The organism is Mitsuaria sp. CC2 (assembly GCF_048957715.1).
Taxonomy (GTDB): domain Bacteria; phylum Pseudomonadota; class Gammaproteobacteria; order Burkholderiales; family Burkholderiaceae_C; genus Roseateles.
Genome location: NZ_JARVXN010000007.1, coordinates 58930 through 77118, shown reverse-complemented (window position 1 = coordinate 77118; position 18189 = coordinate 58930). Strand labels below are relative to the sequence as shown.

Here is an 18189-nt window from a genome sequence, read left to right as displayed (position 1 = left end):
GGCGAACTCCCGTGCGGCGGTCACGCGGCGGCCCGGCCAGGCAGCTGGAATTTCGCCACGACCTCGTTGAGCGCGCGGGCCTGCACGCTCAAGCTCTCGGAGGCCGCCGCGCTTTCCTCGACCAGCGCGACGTTCTGCTGCGTCACGTCGTCGATGCTGTCCACCGCGGCGCCCACCTGGGACACGCCCACGCTCTGGCGCCGGCTGTCGTCCGCGATCTCCCCGACGAGCGCCGACACCTTCCCGATCGCGCTGACGACGCCCTGCATCGCGATGCCCGCCGCATCGACACGACGGGAGCCGTCGCGGACCTGCTCGGCACTTTCGCCGATGAGCGAGGAAATTTCCTTCGCTGCTTGCGAGCAGCGTCCGGCAAGTCCTCGGACCTCCGCTGCGACGACGGCGAATCCTCGCCCATGCTCACCTGCCCGGGCGGCCTCGACGGCTGCATTGAGCGCCAGAAGATTCGTCTGGAAAGCGATGCCGTCGATGACGCCGGTGATGGCCATGATCCGTTCCGAACAGATGCGGATGGCGCCCATCGACAGTGCGACCTGGCGGACCGCGCCATCGCCGCCCTCCACGGCGGCGGCCGCGTCGGCCGCAAGCTGTCTCGCCATGTCGGCATGTTCGGCGTTGCTCTGCACCATGCGACCCAGTTCACGCATGGTGGCCGCGGTTTCCTGGAGGGCGCTGGCCTGCCGCTCGGTGCGCGAGCTGAGGTCGGCGTTGCCCATGGCAATCTGACCGCTGCCGGCCGCGATCGAGTCGCTTCCTCCCCGCACCGTGCGGACGATCTCGCCCAGACTGCCGTTCATCCGTGTCAGCGCACGCAGGAGCTGGGCAAGCTCGTCCTTTCCGTCGACGGCCAGATGGACCGAGAGATCGCCGTCCGCCACCGATTCCGCCAGACGCACCGCGCGATGGATGGGCGCGATGATGGAACGCGAGACCAGGTACGCGGCAATGACGGCCAGGAGCAGCGCCGACGCACCGGCTGCGGCGAGCACGGATCGCTGTGTCGTGTTGTCCGCGATGGCGGCGGCGACGATCTCGTCGCTGCGCTGGCGGGTGTACTGCTGATAGTCGGTCACGACCGTCTCGAGCGTGGCGAGCAGCGGCTGGCACTGTTCTTGAAGCGCAGCCAGTCCCTCCTCATGACGGCCCGCCTCAAGGCTGGCAAGGATGCCTTGTGCCACAGGGCTGTAAGCCGACTCGACCCGTCGCATCTCCCCGATCAATTGCCGCGCCTTCTCGGACGCATCGGATCCCGGCGCTGCCAGCCGCTCCAGTTCGGATAGCCTCTCCTGCGCGCGGGCGTGCGCCGTCCTGGCATCCCTTGCGAACTCCGCCAGGCGGGTGGGACTCGACGCGAGCGCCATGTTGCGAACTGCAATCGCCCGCCGATCCACCGCGGTACGGAATTCGTTGGCGACGGCGGCACGTCGGGTGATCCCGTGGACATAGCCGCTGAGCCGCCCCTGCGCGCGGTCGAGCGAGGAGACCGCCATGGCCCCGACGGCGAGGACGGTCGCTGCCAGCAGACCGAAGCCTGCGATCAGGCGGAACTTGATGGTGACGCGATTCATGGATTGCTCTTCCAATGAACAGAGCCGATTCGTCATTGGCTCCGGATGAAACTTCGCGTAAATGATAAAAAAACAATCGAATGACGCTTTTACTATTTCTTCGTGCGGCAATCTGCGGAGGTGCTGACGTGCGGGAATTAACGGCGTGACAGGCCTCCTCCGGCGCTGATGTCCGGAAACCGCGCTTCGAACGTCATGTCTGACGCTGAACTGACTGGAGGAAGCCCCAGAGAATCGCTCGGCAATTGCCGTGTCTTCAGGAACGCGTCAGAAAGCGTAGACGGATTGAGCGGCACGGCGAGGGTCCCTGATATCCGCTTCCGCTGTCGCTGCGAAGCCGATGTCCGCTCCCAGCCGAAGCGGAAGTCTTCGCGCAAGTTGCGAGACCCTCCATGCAAAACGCCCGGCGCAAGCCGGGCGTTTTGTTGGAAGGCGATGGATACGGCGTCAGCCGACGGATCCCGCCATCGGCACCACGGAACCCTCGATGCTCACAGCGCGGAGGCGATCTGGCTGTCGGCCGAGGTGTCGCGGCGACCGGTGATGTAGACCGTCGGCAGCTGCTCGCGCTTCACGGAGATGACGACCGGATCCAGCGTCACGATGGACGCGCGCATCTCGCGCTTGGCCTCGGCGTGCACCAGACCCAGACCGAGCATCACCGTGGCCACGGCGCCGATGGCGACGGCCTTGACGGTCATGGACGTGGCGGAAGCGAGTTGGAAGCGGCTGGCGGTCATGTCGTTCTCCTGAGGGCGTTTGCTGTGTCGATGGAGTCAGTGTCGTCATCGGACCTGCGCTCCTCCAGCCCCTCGCGACGAAGCAGCAGCGCTTCGGCGTGAAATGCAGATGCGCCGGACGAGCGGATGCCGCTCATCGATGAAAAACGCCGGCTGGGCACTGGCCAGCCGGCGTGTCGAGGGAGCGCCGGAGGAGCGGCTGAGATCGATCAGCGGGCGGCGACGCCTTCGTTCACCGCGCCGGCTTGTCTGGCCTCGAACTTCTGCACCAGCGCCGCATAACGGGGCGAGGACTTCAACGCGGCGTAGCGCGCTTGCGCCGTGGCGCGCTGATTGATTTCAAGGCTGGTGTCTTCGGTGCGGTCGACCGCGGCCAGGCCGGACTCTCGAAAGATCTGCAGATCGGCCAGCACTTCGGCTCGGCTCTTCTGGCTCTGCGTGATCGGGTCAAGGTGGCTGTAGCTCTGAGCGAAGGCATTCGGCGCTGTTGTCGGCGAGCATCGACAGCATGGATGCGCTGCTTACCAGCAGTGCGCGCAGATTGGCCAGCGCTGAGCCCGTCGTCAGATCCGCGCGCAGGCAGATTGCTTCGGAGCCGAGCCGCGGTCCGAAGATCTGCGGCTCGGTCATGCTCCAGCCGTGCTGCAGGCTGATCATGAACCCAAGGTCGGCCTGCCATCCTTCAGGTAGGCTCACGCCGATGAAGTCGATCGCGTCACGTTGCTTGCTGGTCATCGCGTTGATCCTCGGCATGGCCGCCATGCCGGCCTTCGCCGCAGATGGCGCCGAGGCCGCACGCTGTCCCAAGGGCACCTACGACGGACCTACACCTGGAAAGACCTCCTACCGCAAGGACCTCTTCGTGTGGGCGGTTTCTTCCCGCTTCGCAGCGGACTACTGCATGCCCGACGACTTCGTCGACACCAGCCTGCCCGATGGGATCTGAAGCCGCGCTGATCGCCGCGGACGAGAAGTGACGTAGCGCCCGGCGGGACGTGCAGGTGCGGGAGAATCCCTCCCTGGACCGCCCCGGTCGGCTAGACAGCCTGTCGCTATCTACACCGGGTGCCGTCAGACTGCTCATGACCGACGCTCACTACACGACCTTGCCGCTGTGGCCCAACGCTTACCCGGCCAGCGGCGCCAGCGCCACGCTGAAGCTCCACAACGAGGACTTCATCGTCACCGAACTCCCGCTGCAGCTCCCCTCCGGTGAGGGCGAGCACCTCTGGCTGGACATCGAGAAAAACGGCGCCAACACCGCCTTCATCGCCCTGCAGCTGTCCGATGCCACCGGCGTGCAGGAACGGGATGTCGGTTATGCCGGCCTCAAGGACCGCTACGCCATCACCCGTCAGTGGTTCAGCATCTACCTGCCCAAGGGCGAGACGCCAGACCTGACCCTGCTCCAGCACCCGGAATTCAAGGTGCTGAGCCAGACCCGCCACGTGAAGAAGCTGCGCCCCGGCGATCTGAAAGGCAACCGGTTCCGCATCGTGCTGCGTGACGTGACCGGCGACCGCGACGCCATCGAGACCAATCTCAAGTCCGTCGCCGCGCACGGCGTGCCCAACTACTTCGGCGCTCAGCGTTTCGGCCACGACGGCGGCAACGTCGAGCAGGGCCGCGCCATGCTGGCGCGCGAGATCCGCGTGCGCAACCCGAAGAAGAAAGGCATCTACCTGTCGGCGGTGCGCTCCTTCGTCTTCAATGAAGTGCTGGCGCTGCGCATCCGTCAGGGGCTGTGGGGCAAGACCCTGCCCGGCGACGTGATGGACGAGGCGGGACTGCCCACCGGACCGCTCTGGGGACGCGGCCGCGTGAGCACCACCGATGAAGCGCAGGCGCTGGAGAACGGCGTGGCGCAACCTCACGCCACCTTGTGCGACGGCATGGAACACGCCGGTCTGGATCAGGAGCGCCGCTCCCTGGTCGCGAGCCCGTCGGACATGAGCTGGGAATGGCCGCAAGCCGATCAACTGGTGATCACGTTCTCCTTGCCCGCTGGGAATTACGCCACGTCCGTCCTGAACGAGATCCTCCGGACCACGGAGCCCGACCGGCACACGGACACGGACACGGAGAACGAGCCCGCGGCTGTCGAATGACGGTGTCCGCACTCCGGCTCGCGTTCCTCGTTGCCCTGCTGCTCGGCGCCCTCGCCTCTCCTGATTCATCGGACGCCGCAGACCGCCAGTCTTCGAAGATCACCGCCCCGGATGTCTCCGCCTCGGCGACGCCGGTCGCTCCGACCGCCCTGCCCCCGCAGCCGCTGGCCCATCTCCATCACACGGCGTGGACCGCCAAGGACGGACTGGCCGGCAACGTCCTCGACATCGCCCAGACGACTGACGGCTATCTCTGGCTGGGCACCGGCAGCGGACTCGTGCGATTCGACGGCGTGCGCTTCGAGACCTTCGAATCGCTCTCCGGCCAGACGCTGCCGTCGCGCGGCGTGCACGCGCTGCAGGCCATGCCGGACAACTCGCTCTGGATCGGGTTCGTGGAAGGCGGCGCGGCGCAGATCAAGGACGGACGCGTGCTCCGCGTCGATCGCGAAGGCCTGCTGACGGGGGCGACGCTGCGCCGTTTCGGCCTCGATCAGGACGGCACGCTCTGGGCCGTTGACGGCAGCGAGGTGTTCCGGTTTGCGCAGGGTAAATGGGAGATCGGGAGCGCCGGCATGCCGGACCCCGCCGCCAACCATCCGATGGAAATGCTGGCGGACCGCGCAGGCAACGTGTGGGTGTCCGCGAGTCGGGGGCTCTACGTGAAGCCTCGCCGCAGCGACCGCTTCATGCAGGTCCCGATTCCAAACCTGGGCTTCCCCGGACTCGCCCTCGCGCCGGACGGACGCGTCTGGATCTCCGACGCGGCGCAGGAACGAGGCGTCCTGCGGCTTCCCGAGGTCCCCGGGCCCGACGGCGCGTGGGGCTCGCTCGAGGATTGGCAGCGAGTGCCCGGCAGACTCACGCAGCCGTTCTTCGATCGACAGGGCCATCTCTGGTACGGCGCCACCAACGGCCTGGCGCGCGTCAAGCCGCCCGTGTCGGGCGCCCTCCAGCCCACCGCGCTCGAACGCGTCGCGCCTTCGTCCGGCGGCGTCTCCGGCTACTACATGCTGCGCCTGTTCCAGGACCGCGAAGGCAACGTCTGGGTGGGCACCAACGCCGGGCTGGACCGCTTCCGCAACACGCGCCTGTCGCAGGTGCCCTTCCCCGAGGCCCCGGCTGCGGTCTCCATGGCGGTCGACTCGTCCGGGCGAGCGTGGTTCTCGGCGCATGAGCAGGCGCTCTTCCGCTACGGCTCCGGGCTGGAGCGCGTGGACACCGGCGTGCCGGGTGCCCCCACCTACATCACCATGGGCGCGCAGGGTGAGCGCTGGCTGGGCTATCGGAGCGGTCTGCGGGAATGGAAGGACGGCAAGCTGTCGCTCCTGCTGCCGCCCGGCCTGAAGAGCTGGGATTTCTCCATCATCAACCTGCACGTCGACCCCAAGGGTGTGGTGTGGCTGGTCTCCAACGGCGTGGGTTTCTTCCGCTACGACCACGGCACCTGGGAACGCTTCCACCAGCGCGCCGGCGTGCCGAAAGAGCCACCGGTGAGCCTGGGCAGCGAAGCGGACGGGACCCTGTGGATCGGCTACCTGCGCGGCCGCCTGCTCCGGGTGCGAGGGGACGAGCTGCGGATGTTCACCGCCGAAGACGGGCTGCGCATCGGCGCCGCCAAGTCGATCACCACCCGTGGCACTCACGTCTGGGCGGGTGGCGACACCGGCATCCAGCGTCTGGACCTGCCCGGCATGCCGCTGCTCCAGGCTCGGGACGGCGCGGCGCTGCAAGGCATCACCGGCATCGTCGAGACCGCCGGCGGTGATCTGTGGCTCAACGGCCTGACGGGCATTTCCCACATCACCGCGGCTGAAGTCCAGCGAGCGCTGAGCGATGCGACCTATCGCGCCGCCGTCACGCGTTACGACACGCTGGACGGGTTGCCTGCGTTCGCCGAGCAGGCGTGGCCGTTGCGTACCGCGATGGAGACGCCGGATGGCCGGCTGTGGTTCTCGTCGACGAACGGGGTGGTGACGCTGGATCCCGCCGGGATCCGTCGCAACGAGCGCCCGCCGGAGGTCTTCCTGCAGCGCGTCGCCACGCCGGAGCAGTCCTTCATCGATGTCGGGCAGCGGCTGCTGCTGCCACCGGGGACGCGTGACCTGACCCTGTCCTACACGGCCACGAACCTCGCCATCCCGGAGCGCATCCGCTTCCGCTACCGGCTCGTCGGTCTGGACAAGACCTGGCACGAGGCGGAGGCGCGACGCAGCGCGTTCTATACCAACCTGGGGCCCGGGCACTATCGCTTCGAGGTGGTGGCGAGCAATGAAGACGGCGTCTGGGGCACGACCCCGGCCGTCGCGGACATCGAGATCCAACCGACGCTCACGGAGCGGGCGGACGTCCGCGCCGGCGTCGCGCTGGCGGTGCTGATCGCTGTCGGGCTGCTCGTGCGTTGGCGGACGCACGCGACCGCGCGCATCGAGCAGCAACGTCTGCGCGCCCGTTTGGAGGAGCGTGTGCGAGTCGCCCAGGATCTGCACGACACGCTGCTGCAGGGCTTCCTCGGACTGGTCCTGCGCATGCAGGCCGTGGCCCGCGCGGCGCCGCGGCAGGAGCCCGCGCGGACGGGCGAGGAACTCAATCAGCTGATGGAAGTCGCCGACCGCCTGCTGGTGGAAGGACGCGACCGGATCTCGGACCTGCACCGACCGCCGCTGGCCGGTCCGCTGGAGGAGATGCTGGCGACGCTCGGTCAGGATCTGTCGAGGCACCATGGATTGGCGTTCGAGCTGCTCGTCGAAGGGTCGACGCGCGCGTTGGAGCGGGAGATGCGGGATCAGCTGGGGCTCGTGGTGCGGGAGGCGCTGTTCAACGCGTTCCAGCATTCGAAGGGCACACGCGTGAAGGTGACGGTCGACTACCAGCCGAAGGATCTGCTGGTGCGGGTCGAGGACGACGGCGTGGGCATCCCGGCGGACGTCCTCGCCGCCGGTGCGCGCGCGGGGCACTGGGGCTTGCCTGGCATGCAGGCGCGAGCGGCGCAGGCGGGGCTGCAAGTGACGATCACCAGCGCGGCGGCGCAGTCCACCTGCGTGACGGTGTGCGTGCCGGACGCCTTTGTGTAAGGCTCGCAGCGGACGCCGATACAGGTCGTCCGCGGCGGACTTTCGAGCTTCCTTACAGTGACTGTTTCAGGCTGGAAACACGGCTTCGAGCTAGGGATTGCAGAAGCGACCCATCGCGTTGATTCACCGAAATTGTTCCCTGTATCTTTTGAAACTGGCACAGGAAATGCGCGCATGACGATTTTCTTGGGGAGTCGCCATGCAACGAAAAGTTCGAACGTTCGGCCAGGCGCTTGCCGGCTTCCTTGCGGGTGTTGCGATGCTGATGTGGGGCGGAGCCGCCCACGCGGATGTGGTCTACAGCTTCACCGCCAATTCCTCATACAACGGCTTTGGCACCGGCGCGTTCACCTTCACGGTGCCCACGTTCATCAGCACCCCTGGCCACATCCCGCTGGCAAGCCTGGACTCCTGCACGTCCTCGCTGGGGACCTGCGGTGCCTCGCAAGGCTTCCTGTCCATGTCCGGATACGACACCGTGGGCTTCATGCCGGACAACTCCACGACGGTCTTCTACTACTTCGACGCTGGGGTGTTCTCTCAGTTCGGCACCTTCGAAACGGTCCTGTTCGGAAGTGAACAGCACGGCACGTTGACGATTGCCTCGGTGGATGCGGCGGATGTGCCCGAGCCGGCGAGCATCGCGCTGGCTGTGATCGCGCTGGGCGCCGTGGGAGCGGCTCATCGCAGACGCGTTTGAGACTGAGCAGTCATTGATTGAATGAGACCGGCCTTTGAGGCCGGTTTTTTCATTGGCGCTGCGGCAGGTCTCGCGTTCAAGCCACCACCGTCCTCAGATCCTCATCCACGGCGCGCTCCACCACGCCGAGCATCCCGAGCGCTTCGCGCAAGGACTCCTTGACGGCGGTGGCCACGTGCTTGGCCGGATCGCACTCGGCGGTGTTGTCGGCGAGCAGGGACAGCATCGACGCGCCGCTCACCAGCAGAGCGCGCGGATTGGACAGCGCGGAGCCGGTCGTCAGATCCGCCCGAAGGCAGATCGCATCCGAGCCCAGCCGCGGCCCGAAGATCTGCGGCTCGGTCATGCCCCAGCCGTGCTGCAGGCTGATCAGCGTCTGCTGATCGCAGCCCGCCAGAGGATGCCGAGAGCGCATTGGCTTGTCAGACTCGTCGATGCGTGCTTGTTGGAAGCTAGCCATGTCGTACCTCACTCCAGATTGGCAGCCACCGGCTCCGACGTTGAAGGCGACATGCCTTCGGATCGAGCGGAGAGGTGGGCGAGATGTCAAAAGCACGGCAATGACGTGATGGCCGTCCTCGCGGAGAGGCCCATCTCGCCCCTTGATCGAGACATCAGGGACGCGGACACCGATCGCAGGATCGGAGCCGGAATTGCACGGCGCTTTTGAAACACCGGGGTCCATGCTGCGTCTGATCGGGACTTCGTTCTTTGATCCATATCAAAGACTTCTGGCGGTTCATTCTTTAGAGGGAATGCCGGGGATGGGCTCCCACCTTGGAGGGTCAGGGCTTGTCAGATCGCACTGGAGCCTGACGTTGCGCTCCTCAAATCGGCACTCTCATTGATCTGAGGTGGATGGGCAACGGAATGGAGCGAGACGATGTGGTTGACCGCTTTGCAGCGATGGGAAACCGTCGTTGCCGGTGGCCATGCTCACGATGTCGGGCGCTATGCGGTCGTTCGGGTTGCGCTGGCTGGTTCTACTACAGGCTGCTTACAGCGGTGCTCCTGTCGCTGCCGTCGAATGCAGAGGTGGCCTGAGACAAAGGCCTTTCAATACACTTTTCAGGCCTGAGTCGCTTTGTCGACTTTGGAAGCTGCTGCACGCAGTGGCAGACGGCATCGCGTCCGCGCTGTCCACCAGGCCTTCTGTCGAGAGGGCTCTCTGTCGGCCGCGCCATCGCGGGACGTCGAGCAGGCAGCTCGCCTCCTCAAATCTGAGGATTGCACTGCCCCGCTTCGGAGCTACAAACGCGCATCCCAGCTACCTTCCGTAACGGAGAAGCTCATGGCACACGGGGCGTCGTTGCACTTCAACCAGGATCCCCTGGACATCCTCGAGTGGGACAAGTTTGATTACCTGGTCCCCGAGTTCGGCGCCGCAGGGGCTGGCGCCTTTCTTCCCGATGAAGCCGATACGGCGGCGCGGCTCCGCGCGCTCGCCAAAACGATGGTCTTCGACCCGGGCGCGCAGGACCCGGGCTCGAACATGCCCGCGCCCTACACCTATCTCGGACAGTTCGTCGACCACGACATCACGCAGACCACGGCCGTGGGCGCGACGTCGCCCGACGAGCTCATCCAGAAGACCGAGGTTCGTCCCCTCGACCGTCACGAGATCCGGTCGCTGCTGCGCAACCGCAGAACGAGCGGGTTCGACCTGGACTCCCTGTACGGGCTCCAGCCCCCTCCCGACGAAACCGAGCTGGCCGTCCCGTTCACGGGCGATCGCTTTGACCTGGGAACGGTCGTCCCCGTGGGGAATCGCCCCCCCAACAAGGATGACCACAACGACCTTCCGCGCGTCACCGATCCCAAATCCCCCCGTTTTCGGGAGGCGCGCATCGGCGACCCGCGCAACGACGAGAACACCATCGTCGCCCAGCTGCACTTGGCTTTCCTGAAGTTCCACAACGCCGTGGTGGACGACGGCTTCGCCTTTGACGACGCTCGCCGGCTGGTGACCCACCACTACCAGTGGGTGATCCTCACCGACTTCCTGCCCCGCGTCTGCGACCCCACTGTCATCCGCGACGTGCTCCAGCACGGCACCCGCCTGTATCGCCCGCGCGGCGTCGAGAAGTTCATGCCGTTTGAGTTCGCCGTGGCCGCCTACCGGTTTGGCCACAGCCTCATCCGGCAGACGTACGACTTCAATCAAAATTTCCGACGCGTTCCTGGCGTCGGTCTGCAGTCCGTCGGCTCGCTCGAGCTGGTGTTCGAGTTCACCAAGAAGAGCGGTGACCTGGACGGACACCCGACGCTGGCGGAGAACTGGATTATCGAGTGGGAGCTGATGTTCGCCGACCGGGCGATGCCGATCGACCCCACGCTCACCCCCATGTTGGCCACGCTGCCCAAGGAAACGGACCCGATGAAATTCCTGGCTGCTCGCAATCTTCTGCGAGGTTACCTGTTCGCGCTGCCCACCGGCCAGGCGCTCGCAGCAGCCGTGCTGCCTGCGGAGAAACGATTGACCCTAGCGGAGCTGCAGGCCGCCTGCCGCGCCCCGGATCGCCCCGACGAGAAGGGGCAATGGGATGTCCTCAAGGAGCTGGAGCTGCACGAGCGCACGCCGCTGTGGTTCTACGTGCTGGCCGAGGCGAAGGCCAAGGGCAATGGGAATCACCTCGGGCCCCTGGGCAGCCTGATCGTGGCCGAGACGATCGTCGGGCTCATGCAGGCCAATCCGACGTCCATTCTGAACGTGTCCTTCATCCCGACGCTCGGCCCCCGCCCCGGCCAGTTCGACCTTCAGGACCTGCTCATGAAGGCGGGCGCCCTCTCCAGGCGTGTCGCCGAATGAGTCCATCCGCGAAGGAGTTGCCATGGCACTGATCGATGATGTCAAGGTCGTCTGCGACCGCATTGCGCCCCTGGGATGGCGGGACCTCCTGATGCGCGTGACGGGCGGTCTGCTGGACATCCAGCAGCCAACGGCCAAGGACCTGCGCACGGCGCTGCGCGCCAAGCTCATGGTCGACCGCAACGTCCTTGGCTTCACTGACTTCGCCGTCGGCGGCGAGTGCGGCATCGAGCCCGGCCTGCCCGGCCGCAGCCTCCTGTACCACGCACTCGCATCGTCTTCCGTGCATGAAGGGCTGAGCGGATTCCCGACCGAGAAGGAACTCGAGTGCGTGGAGAACTACGTGTTCGCGGCCTCGCCCCCGACGTTGGCACAGCTGCGCCAGCGCGCCGGCCTCGCTGCCGGACAGAAGTTCTCGGTCGTCGTTTTCGCCTGTGAGTACAGACCCGCGCGCGACACCTGCTCGCGCCTCCAAGCGGACCTGGCGTTCTCCCGCACCGGGGTGGCTCGCGTCGGCACACACCCGCCCGAGTACGACTCCCGCCATCGCGGCTACCGCGCCGAGGTGGCCAGCGACGCGTTTGGATTCCACGTCTGTCCGGCGCGCTATGTCGCCTACCTGGCGGTGCCGCGCAAGGGCGCGCTCGGCCGCCAGATGCGCCCGCAAAGTGGCGACGCGAACCAGGACTTCTGGATGCCGGTGCATAAGCTCTTCGGGGGCAGGGAGTGCATCAAAGGCTTGAATCTGACCGTCGCGTTCTCCGCCTTTCACTACAACGACAAGATCCGGCGTACGCGCTCCATCACGCTAGGCCTGCCCAACGTGCCCACGCACTCGCCCTACCAGTACTCCGACGGGATCGCGGAGATCGACGCGCAAGGCCGGGTCGTACCCGTACCGCATGCCCGCTTCGTCGAGGAAGCCAAGGACGGGGGCGCGTTCCTGACCTTTGCGGTCAAGCCCTCCGCCAGCGTCTTCGCCGCCCTCGAGCCTCGCGGCCGGATCGATCCCGACACGCAGGCCGAGGTGCGCCCGGCACCCGCCTATGTGCACGTGCGCACCCAGGTGAAAAACGGCGCGCTCATCGACTTGAATGCGGACGCCAGCCGCCCGGACGTCCTGCAGACGGTCAGCCAGGGCGGGTATGACGCGCTGCACTATCGGGACTTCACGGGCGACGGCCAGGTTGACGTGGCCGTCCAGGGGCTGGACGGGGCCTCCGGCGACGTCACCCTGCCCGGCGTGACCGCCTATTCGCTCGTCGCGGCGCCGGACTTCTTTCCGTCGGCCGGACAGCGGGAAATGTTCGAGCGAGCGCCCATCGATTCTTGGGGTGTCCCCCCTGAGCCGCTCTGCGACACGCGCTTGCCCGCAAACCTGCAGATGCCCGGCAACCGGTTCGTGAAGACAGACCGGACGGTCACCGCGGTGGTGCCGCTGCTTGCCGCGATCGCCGCCGGGACCACCCGGCCGGTATCCCACGACTGCATCAGGCACTCCTGCCTGCCGGACGACTGCGCGGGGGTGTACGCGCCCGGCTGGGACGTCAGCACGGACAAGCTGAGGATCGCGGGCGCAGATGTTCAGCACCTCGCCGCCTACGGCCTGGGCAGTCCGTTCCCGGAAGATGCCAAGTTATGCGCGGCGCTCAGCACGTTCTGGCCCGCCGTGGCCCCGGATGCCTCGCGCGGGATGTCGCCCCATCCCAACCCCAACCTGCAGGCCACCGTGGCGCCTCTGACCGACGAAGAGATCGGCCAAGTGGGGCTGCTGCCGTGGGACGGCGTGACCGGCCCGAAGATCGTCAACATCAACGGCACTGATTTCGCCGAATGCGCCGACTTCATGCATGTCGACTATGTGCAGGAGGCCTTGGAGGGACGCTTCTCCCTGCGCCTCACGGCCCGGGTCGGCAGTGACGAGTTCGCGCAGCGCATGACGGCCATCTCCCGGGTCTACCGGGTGCTTGGTGGCGATCGCAACGACCACTTGGTGCTGTCGTTCCGTGTGCCGTCGTTCGGCGATACGGAGCTGCAAAAGGCTCAGCAGGATGTCGGAGCCGTCTTTGCGGGCCCCGGCGTCTACCGGATCGAAACCATTGCCGGGGGAATCGGGGCGGTCGCGGATCACCCGTCCAACCACCGACGCAAGCTGCTGCGCCTGACCGCGCGAAGGTTCTTCTTCGTCGCCCTGGGCTCGGGCGTCGTGGCTCAACGACGGTCCACACAGTCGCTCTGGACGCGCGCCTAGGTGTCGAGCTCAAGCAGGCCGCCCGTGCGCTTTGACGTCGCGATCCTCGGGGCCGGACCGGCCGGATGCGCGGCGGCGCTCGCCCTGCTGCGCGAGGGATGCTCGGTCGCCATCGTGGAAGGCACGCCCTTTCCCAGGCATCGGCCCGGGGAGACGCTCAGCCCCGGCATCGAGCCGGTGCTCGCTTCCTTGGGCGCCGAATCTGCCGTGCTTGAAGGCACGCCCCTTCGGTTCGCCGCGACCTGCGTCACCTGGGGCGGGCGTGCCGCCGTCGTGCCCTACGGCGCCGATGAACAAGGCCCCTGGTGCGGTTTCCAGGTGTCGCGTGAAGACCTGGACAGCCGCTTGCTGAGGCACGCCGTGTCGCAAGGAGCGGTGCTCATCGAGGGCAGGCCTCTGGATCTGCTGGTCGCGCGTGAACGCGTGGCAGGTCTCAAGACGATGCAGGGCGACCTGCACGCCGACTGGACCCTCGATGCCACCGGTCGGGCGCGATGGCTGATGCGACGACTGGGCGTTGAAGTCAGCATTAGGTCACCCAGGTTGCACGCGAGATACGGCTATGCCGCCGTGGATGCCGACTATCCCGTGCTTCCACACCTGCGCGCCGATTCCACCGGCTGGACCTGGACGGCAAAGGTGGGCAATCACAGGGCGCTTTGGCTTCGCGTCACCGAGGCAAGCCTGACATCCCAACGGCGCTGGACGCCGCCACACCTGATCGGCAAGCACGAACCCGCGGTGCGGGCTGCCGATGTCACCTGGAGCACGGCCTCGCACCTCTTCGGCGCGGGATGGCTGCTTTGCGGCGACGCCGCAGGACAGCTGGACCCTTCCTCGGGTCACGGCGTACTGCGGGCCGCCATGAGTGGCGTCATGGCTGCGCGGGCGGTTTCGCGGGGGGCGCTGGGGTCCTATGCCGACTGGTTTCGCGATTCGTATGAGCATGACGCCGGGCAGATGGCGGCCAACTACCGCGAAGCGAGACTCTTTGGCCATGCGGCGTAGACCGTCAGGCCACGCGTGCTCATGGTGTCTCCCTTTCAAAGGTGGCACCTGAGCAGGTTTTCAGCGGGTCAATGCAGCTGCGCACGCCGAGCCCATCAGGAACCCCCTCCCGAGTCATGCCTGAGAATCAGGCGATGAACCCACGTCGCGTGCATGAGCTGATGCGAGAGCTTTTTCCCAAGCGCCCGGAATCGGCCAGCGAATGGGTCGTGGTGGTCGATGAGCAGGGGCTTCGCGTCTCGGTCGTCGAAGACCTCGTGCGGAGCTACATCGCTGCCGAGCTGGTGCTCGTCGAGGCCAATCGGAAGGTCGGCGGCATGCTCACCGTCCCCGCCGCCATTGACTTCATCGCTGCTCATGCGAACAAGGGGCGCATCTTGATCGCCGACCGCGAGTTTTCTGGGTTCGTGGTTGTGGAGTCGAACGGGGTGGCGAGCGGCTGGTCGAAGTGACGAAGGTCAGCGAGTACCCTCACCCGCCATCTTTGGCGGCGACCACTCTGAAGAACCGAGCACGGTATTCAACCGCCCACTCCTGCAACCCGACCACCTCAGCCGCCTGCTCAAGGATTCGCCAGAAAGCCGCCTTTGGTTTCCCAGCAGCGCCCTCGTGAGCGAGCTCAGTCATCCACGCGATCAGCATCGGCTCTGACAGCAGCTCCAATGTCTGCGCCAATGGCACATGCTCCGGAATGTGCTGAGGAATGGGCGTACCCAGATAGCCCGCTGCAGACCGCAGGTGGGCGCGCATCGTGAGAAGCCGCGTGATCCTCCCGACGTCGATGCTCATTCAGCGTTCATTCCGACGGCCAAAGCGCTCTCCGTACGCGATCATGAACAGCCTACGCTGCGAGGAATCCGACTTCAACCTTTGCCATCCTGCCTCCGCTTGGAGACGGCCTTGCCTTCTCGATAGATGATCCACCCCGAGAGGGCCATGCTGCCGATCATCCAAGCCAGAAACGGAAGATGCAAAACGCCCATCGCAGTCACTCCTGCCTGCAAATGAGCCCGGTGAAAGACATACGCCAGGCCCCAAAACACGAACGGCATGAACGGTGCCGGAAAGATCGAGATGGAGCCCGGGTCATTACGCGCTCGATACTCGAGAACGATCGTCGGGAACCAGGCGACCCAGGTGATCGTCGAAACGAGCAGCACTTGCAGGTGCGTCATCTCGCTCACATGCTCACGAGCACGATCATCAGGCTGTAGACGAGGATCGCGCCTCCTGCGATGAAGAGCAACGCCAGCGTGCGCCACGCCGCGGCGCCAACACCGAGCGCATACGTCCCGCGCAGCTGCGCGAACATGTGCAGCGGCGGCACCACCGTCGCGAGCAGCACCGCCACGCCTGCGAACCGGAAATACCCGCAGATCGCCACCGCACTCATCAGCAACGCCATCGCCGACAACGAGTACAGCGAGAACACCGCGTGGTCGAACATGCCGAAACGCCGCCGCGTCACCAGCAGCAGCCACAGGAACGGCAGCGAGATCGGCATCAGCAGGAACGCGAACTTGGCCGCCGCGCCCTTGATCTTGTAGAGCGCGAGTTCCTTGTTCTCCATCGCATGCTTGAGCTTGCGCTCGAAGACCGGCATCCCTGACGTGCCTTCGATCTGCAGCATCGGCCCTTCCGCCTTGCTCAGCGCGCGGTCGATCCTGCCGTCGATGCCGGGCGCGGACAGCCACGGCAGATAACGCGCGAGCGAGGCTCGCACCTGCTGCGCGGCGGCCCGCGCCGCCTCGGGATTCTTCGCGGCTTGCTGAGGGTCCAGGAAGAGCTGCGCCTGCTCGATCCCCGCGACCTCCATCCGCTGCTCGGCAATGGCCGACTCGATGCGGCGGCGCGACGCGTCCCCCGCCGGCAATGCGGCCAGTTGCGCTTCCAGCTCACCCAGCTTGGCGCGGCTGGCTTCCAGCGTCTGGTCCAGCTTGCCGAGCTGAGCCGAGTTCAGATTTCCCCCGACCGTCACGGTCGGGCTGGTCAGCGAGAACACGAGGAACATCACGAAGAGCAGGAACAGCAGCAGCGCCAGCGGCGAGACGTAACGGACGCGCCGGCCGTCGATGTACTCGCGGGTCAGCTTGCCCGGCCTCAGCATCAGCATCGGCAAGGTGCGCCAGGCCTTCGTCTCGAAATGAAGAATGCCGTGGAGGAACTCTTCTACCAAGTGCGCCAGCGAGCGGTGGACGTGGGCGGCCTGGCCGCAGCGGTGGCAGAACGCGCCTTGCAGCGGCGCGGCGCAGTTGGCACAGGCCCCGTGCGCATGCTTGGAGGCAGCGGCCTCCGCCCCTGCCCCGTTGCCGCCGGCGATCTCCTGAGCAACGGCGGCGCCAACCAGCATCTCGCCGGCCGCCTCGACTTGGATACTCATGACTCCCTACCCCGACAAGCGCCGCGACGCGCGGCCACGGCGCAAAGTATCTCCTCCGCCCTCCGCATCCAGAGGTCGGCAAAACCCGCCGTTGCCCGCCCGCAGGCAACGCGGCATGCCCTGTCGTCCCGGCAGTCCGCTTCACGACCGGCCAAGAGTCATTTGCACCCTCCCCGCCAACCCGGCAACATGGGCCGCTCGCCGCCGGAATTCTCCGCGGCGTCTGCAGGGGAACTTCACATGGCACGTGCCGCCGTTCCTGGTCCGCTCGGGTTGGACATTGCCCGGCTGATGTCCGATCCGGGCACGAAGTGGCTCGGCGACTCGCCGCGCCCCGGCCCCGTGGGCTTGGACGCGTCCGCCGGCGACAACTGGCTTCTGGTCGGCGCGGACTTCACCCCGCCCGCCAACGCCCCGTACGTCCCCGCGCCGCAGAAGCCCATCGCCACGCCCGAGGGCGGATCCCGCGGGCTCACCTCCGGCGAGATCGCGATGGCGCGCCTGCTGTTCAAGGACGCCCTCGACTACACGCGCGTCAAGGTCCACAACGACGAGTACCTGCCCTTCGGCCTGCAGCCCGACGACACCGCCATGACACCCAACGGCGAGATCTACTTCAACCCGAAGCGCTTCAAGGAAGACTTCTCCCTCACCGACGTCTACACCCGACAGTGGTTCATGCACGAGATGGTCCATGTCTGGCAATACCAGCTCGGCTACCCGGTGCGCCTGCGCGGCGCCATCCGCATTGGCCTCGGGTACGACTACGAATTGAAGTCGGGCACCACCCTCGGCGACTACAACATGGAGTCGCAGGGCGACCTGCTCGCCGACTACTTCGCCCTGAAGCACATGAATGCGCCCGAGGCCATGCGCCAACAGCAGTTCGCGAATCAGATCACGCTCTTCGAAGAGGTCCTGAATGCCTTCCTCCAGAACCCGGCCGACAAGGCGAACCTGCCTTGAGTCCACGCTGGCGCTCGCGCTCTGCGCGTCGCTGAACACCGCCTGCGCCACCTCCCGCATGGGCGACGCCGAGGTCCGCCTGCAGGACGGGCAGCCTTGCTTCACCATCTCCGGCAAGGAGGCCGCACGCGGCCCGACGATCCGCCTGCAGGCCGTGTTGATCAGCGACACCTCGACGAAACCCGTCGACAGGGTCTGGTCGGTGATGCTCGATCAGCAACGCCTGCCGACCCTGTCGCCCGACAGTTGCGTCGCCTACGGGCAGACGCCGGAAGGCGCCACGTCGAAACCCACACCGGTGCCCGAGCTTCAATCGGGCAAGGTGTATCAGGTCCACCTGAACACGCGGTCCTCGGACTCCTCCGATCCGACGCGCGGCTACGTGGGCAAGTTCTGCTTCATGCCCGACGGCGCGAACGGCCGAAAGCTGGTCCCGCTGAAGCCCGGCTCCAACGCATGGATCGAAGAGGTCTGCCGATAGCGGAGGCAGATGGCGGAGGCAGATAACGGGCGAAGGTCTCGTCCCGAGACCGCATCACCGCATCACCGCATCACCGCATCACC

18 protein-coding genes are annotated in these 18189 nt (G+C 66.4%); 10 read left to right on the top strand and 8 right to left on the bottom strand.

Going from position 1 to position 18189, the window contains the following annotated elements; genetic code table 11:
• Positions 1-20 precede the first annotated feature (20 nt).
• From PV762_RS04675 to PV762_RS04660, 4 genes are all read right to left on the bottom strand, one after another.
• A complete protein-coding gene (locus PV762_RS04675; RefSeq protein ID WP_421033858.1) occupies positions 21-1589 on the bottom strand; it encodes a methyl-accepting chemotaxis protein in 1569 nt (522 codons plus the stop codon).
• 491 nt (positions 1590-2080) lie between these two features.
• On the bottom strand, positions 2081-2329 hold the full coding sequence (locus PV762_RS04670; protein WP_421033857.1) for a hypothetical protein: 249 nt from the start codon (positions 2327-2329) through the stop codon (positions 2081-2083).
• 209 nt (positions 2330-2538) lie between these two features.
• Complete coding sequence (locus PV762_RS04665; protein WP_421033856.1) at positions 2539-2742, bottom strand: hypothetical protein; 204 nt, start codon at positions 2740-2742, stop codon at positions 2539-2541.
• 34 nt (positions 2743-2776) lie between these two features.
• Positions 2777-3064, bottom strand: a complete 288-nt coding sequence (locus PV762_RS04660; RefSeq protein ID WP_421033855.1) for a hypothetical protein — start codon at positions 3062-3064, stop codon at positions 2777-2779.
• A gap of 16 nt (positions 3065-3080) precedes the next feature.
• On the opposite strand from PV762_RS04660, the gene PV762_RS04655 reads away from it, so the two are divergent.
• The 4 genes from PV762_RS04655 (at position 3081) to PV762_RS04640 (ending at position 8211) form a co-directional block, all read left to right on the top strand.
• Positions 3081-3275, top strand: coding sequence for a hypothetical protein (locus tag PV762_RS04655; protein ID WP_421033854.1), 195 nt, complete (start codon positions 3081-3083; stop codon positions 3273-3275).
• Between the two features lie 136 nt (positions 3276-3411).
• Positions 3412-4437 (top strand): tRNA pseudouridine(13) synthase TruD, encoded by a 1026-nt coding sequence (truD, locus tag PV762_RS04650; RefSeq protein ID WP_421033853.1) that lies wholly within the window; start codon positions 3412-3414, stop codon positions 4435-4437.
• Positions 4434-7511, top strand: coding sequence for a two-component regulator propeller domain-containing protein (locus PV762_RS04645; RefSeq protein WP_421033852.1), 3078 nt, complete (start codon positions 4434-4436; stop codon positions 7509-7511). Before truD ends, PV762_RS04645 begins: the two co-directional genes overlap by 4 nt.
• A 199-nt stretch (positions 7512-7710) precedes the next feature.
• Complete coding sequence (locus PV762_RS04640; RefSeq protein WP_421033851.1) at positions 7711-8211, top strand: PEP-CTERM sorting domain-containing protein; 501 nt, start codon at positions 7711-7713, stop codon at positions 8209-8211.
• Between the two features lie 76 nt (positions 8212-8287).
• Here PV762_RS04640 and PV762_RS04635 read toward each other — a convergent pair whose 3' ends face one another.
• Positions 8288-8671, bottom strand: coding sequence for a hypothetical protein (locus PV762_RS04635; protein WP_421033850.1), 384 nt, complete (start codon positions 8669-8671; stop codon positions 8288-8290).
• A gap of 831 nt (positions 8672-9502) precedes the next feature.
• On the opposite strand from PV762_RS04635, the gene PV762_RS04630 reads away from it, so the two are divergent.
• From PV762_RS04630 to PV762_RS04615, 4 genes are all read left to right on the top strand, one after another.
• On the top strand, positions 9503-11020 hold the full coding sequence (locus tag PV762_RS04630; protein WP_421033849.1) for a peroxidase family protein: 1518 nt from the start codon (positions 9503-9505) through the stop codon (positions 11018-11020).
• Positions 11021-11042: 22 nt separating this feature from the next.
• The gene (locus PV762_RS04625) at positions 11043-13271 is read left to right on the top strand and encodes a hypothetical protein (RefSeq protein WP_421033848.1); all 2229 of its coding nucleotides are present in this window, start codon (positions 11043-11045) and stop codon (positions 13269-13271) included.
• 24 nt (positions 13272-13295) lie between these two features.
• Entirely contained in the window at positions 13296-14279 is a 984-nt protein-coding gene (locus tag PV762_RS04620; protein ID WP_421033847.1) for an NAD(P)/FAD-dependent oxidoreductase, read from the top strand.
• A 134-nt stretch (positions 14280-14413) separates the two neighbouring features.
• A complete protein-coding gene (locus tag PV762_RS04615; protein WP_421033846.1) occupies positions 14414-14731 on the top strand; it encodes a hypothetical protein in 318 nt (105 codons plus the stop codon).
• Positions 14732-14750: 19 nt separating this feature from the next.
• On the opposite strand, the gene PV762_RS04610 is transcribed toward PV762_RS04615, so the two are convergent.
• The 3 genes from PV762_RS04610 to PV762_RS04600 form a co-directional block, all read right to left on the bottom strand.
• Positions 14751-15068 carry a hypothetical protein gene (locus PV762_RS04610; RefSeq protein WP_421033845.1) on the bottom strand — a complete coding sequence of 106 codons (318 nt, stop codon included), beginning with the start codon at positions 15066-15068 and terminating at the stop codon, positions 14751-14753.
• Between the two features lie 74 nt (positions 15069-15142).
• Positions 15143-15454, bottom strand: coding sequence for a hypothetical protein (locus PV762_RS04605; RefSeq protein WP_421033844.1), 312 nt, complete (start codon positions 15452-15454; stop codon positions 15143-15145).
• 5 nt (positions 15455-15459) lie between these two features.
• Positions 15460-16659: a DUF3667 domain-containing protein gene (locus PV762_RS04600; protein ID WP_421033843.1), complete on the bottom strand. Its 1200-nt coding sequence runs from the start codon at positions 16657-16659 to the stop codon at positions 15460-15462.
• Positions 16660-16899: 240 nt separating this feature from the next.
• On the opposite strand from PV762_RS04600, the gene PV762_RS04595 reads away from it, so the two are divergent.
• The gene (locus tag PV762_RS04595; RefSeq protein WP_421033842.1) at positions 16900-17625 is read left to right on the top strand and encodes a hypothetical protein; all 726 of its coding nucleotides are present in this window, start codon (positions 16900-16902) and stop codon (positions 17623-17625) included.
• A complete protein-coding gene (locus PV762_RS04590) occupies positions 17582-18106 on the top strand; it encodes a hypothetical protein (RefSeq protein WP_421033841.1) in 525 nt (174 codons plus the stop codon). The genes PV762_RS04595 and PV762_RS04590 overlap by 44 nt, the downstream gene beginning before the upstream one ends.
• The last annotated feature ends 83 nt before the right edge of the window (positions 18107-18189 follow it).

Coding starts and splice junctions, on each gene's coding strand:
- PV762_RS04595 (WP_421033842.1), top strand. CDS start 16,900: ATGGCACGTGCCGCCGTTCCTGGTCCGCTCGGGTTGGACATTGCCCGG.
- PV762_RS04655 (WP_421033854.1), top strand. CDS start 3,081: ATGGCCGCCATGCCGGCCTTCGCCGCAGATGGCGCCGAGGCCGCACGC.
- PV762_RS04640 (WP_421033851.1), top strand. CDS start 7,711: ATGCAACGAAAAGTTCGAACGTTCGGCCAGGCGCTTGCCGGCTTCCTT.
- PV762_RS04600 (WP_421033843.1), bottom strand. CDS start 16,659: ATGAGTATCCAAGTCGAGGCGGCCGGCGAGATGCTGGTTGGCGCCGCC.
- PV762_RS04630 (WP_421033849.1), top strand. CDS start 9,503: ATGGCACACGGGGCGTCGTTGCACTTCAACCAGGATCCCCTGGACATC.
- PV762_RS04675 (WP_421033858.1), bottom strand. CDS start 1,589: ATGAATCGCGTCACCATCAAGTTCCGCCTGATCGCAGGCTTCGGTCTG.
- PV762_RS04610 (WP_421033845.1), bottom strand. CDS start 15,068: ATGAGCATCGACGTCGGGAGGATCACGCGGCTTCTCACGATGCGCGCC.
- PV762_RS04605 (WP_421033844.1), bottom strand. CDS start 15,454: ATGACGCACCTGCAAGTGCTGCTCGTTTCGACGATCACCTGGGTCGCC.
- PV762_RS04670 (WP_421033857.1), bottom strand. CDS start 2,329: ATGACCGCCAGCCGCTTCCAACTCGCTTCCGCCACGTCCATGACCGTC.
- PV762_RS04615 (WP_421033846.1), top strand. CDS start 14,414: ATGAACCCACGTCGCGTGCATGAGCTGATGCGAGAGCTTTTTCCCAAG.
- PV762_RS04635 (WP_421033850.1), bottom strand. CDS start 8,671: ATGGCTAGCTTCCAACAAGCACGCATCGACGAGTCTGACAAGCCAATG.
- PV762_RS04660 (WP_421033855.1), bottom strand. CDS start 3,064: ATGACCAGCAAGCAACGTGACGCGATCGACTTCATCGGCGTGAGCCTA.
- PV762_RS04590 (WP_421033841.1), top strand. CDS start 17,582: ATGCCTTCCTCCAGAACCCGGCCGACAAGGCGAACCTGCCTTGAGTCC.
- truD (WP_421033853.1), top strand. CDS start 3,412: ATGACCGACGCTCACTACACGACCTTGCCGCTGTGGCCCAACGCTTAC.
- PV762_RS04625 (WP_421033848.1), top strand. CDS start 11,043: ATGGCACTGATCGATGATGTCAAGGTCGTCTGCGACCGCATTGCGCCC.
- PV762_RS04645 (WP_421033852.1), top strand. CDS start 4,434: ATGACGGTGTCCGCACTCCGGCTCGCGTTCCTCGTTGCCCTGCTGCTC.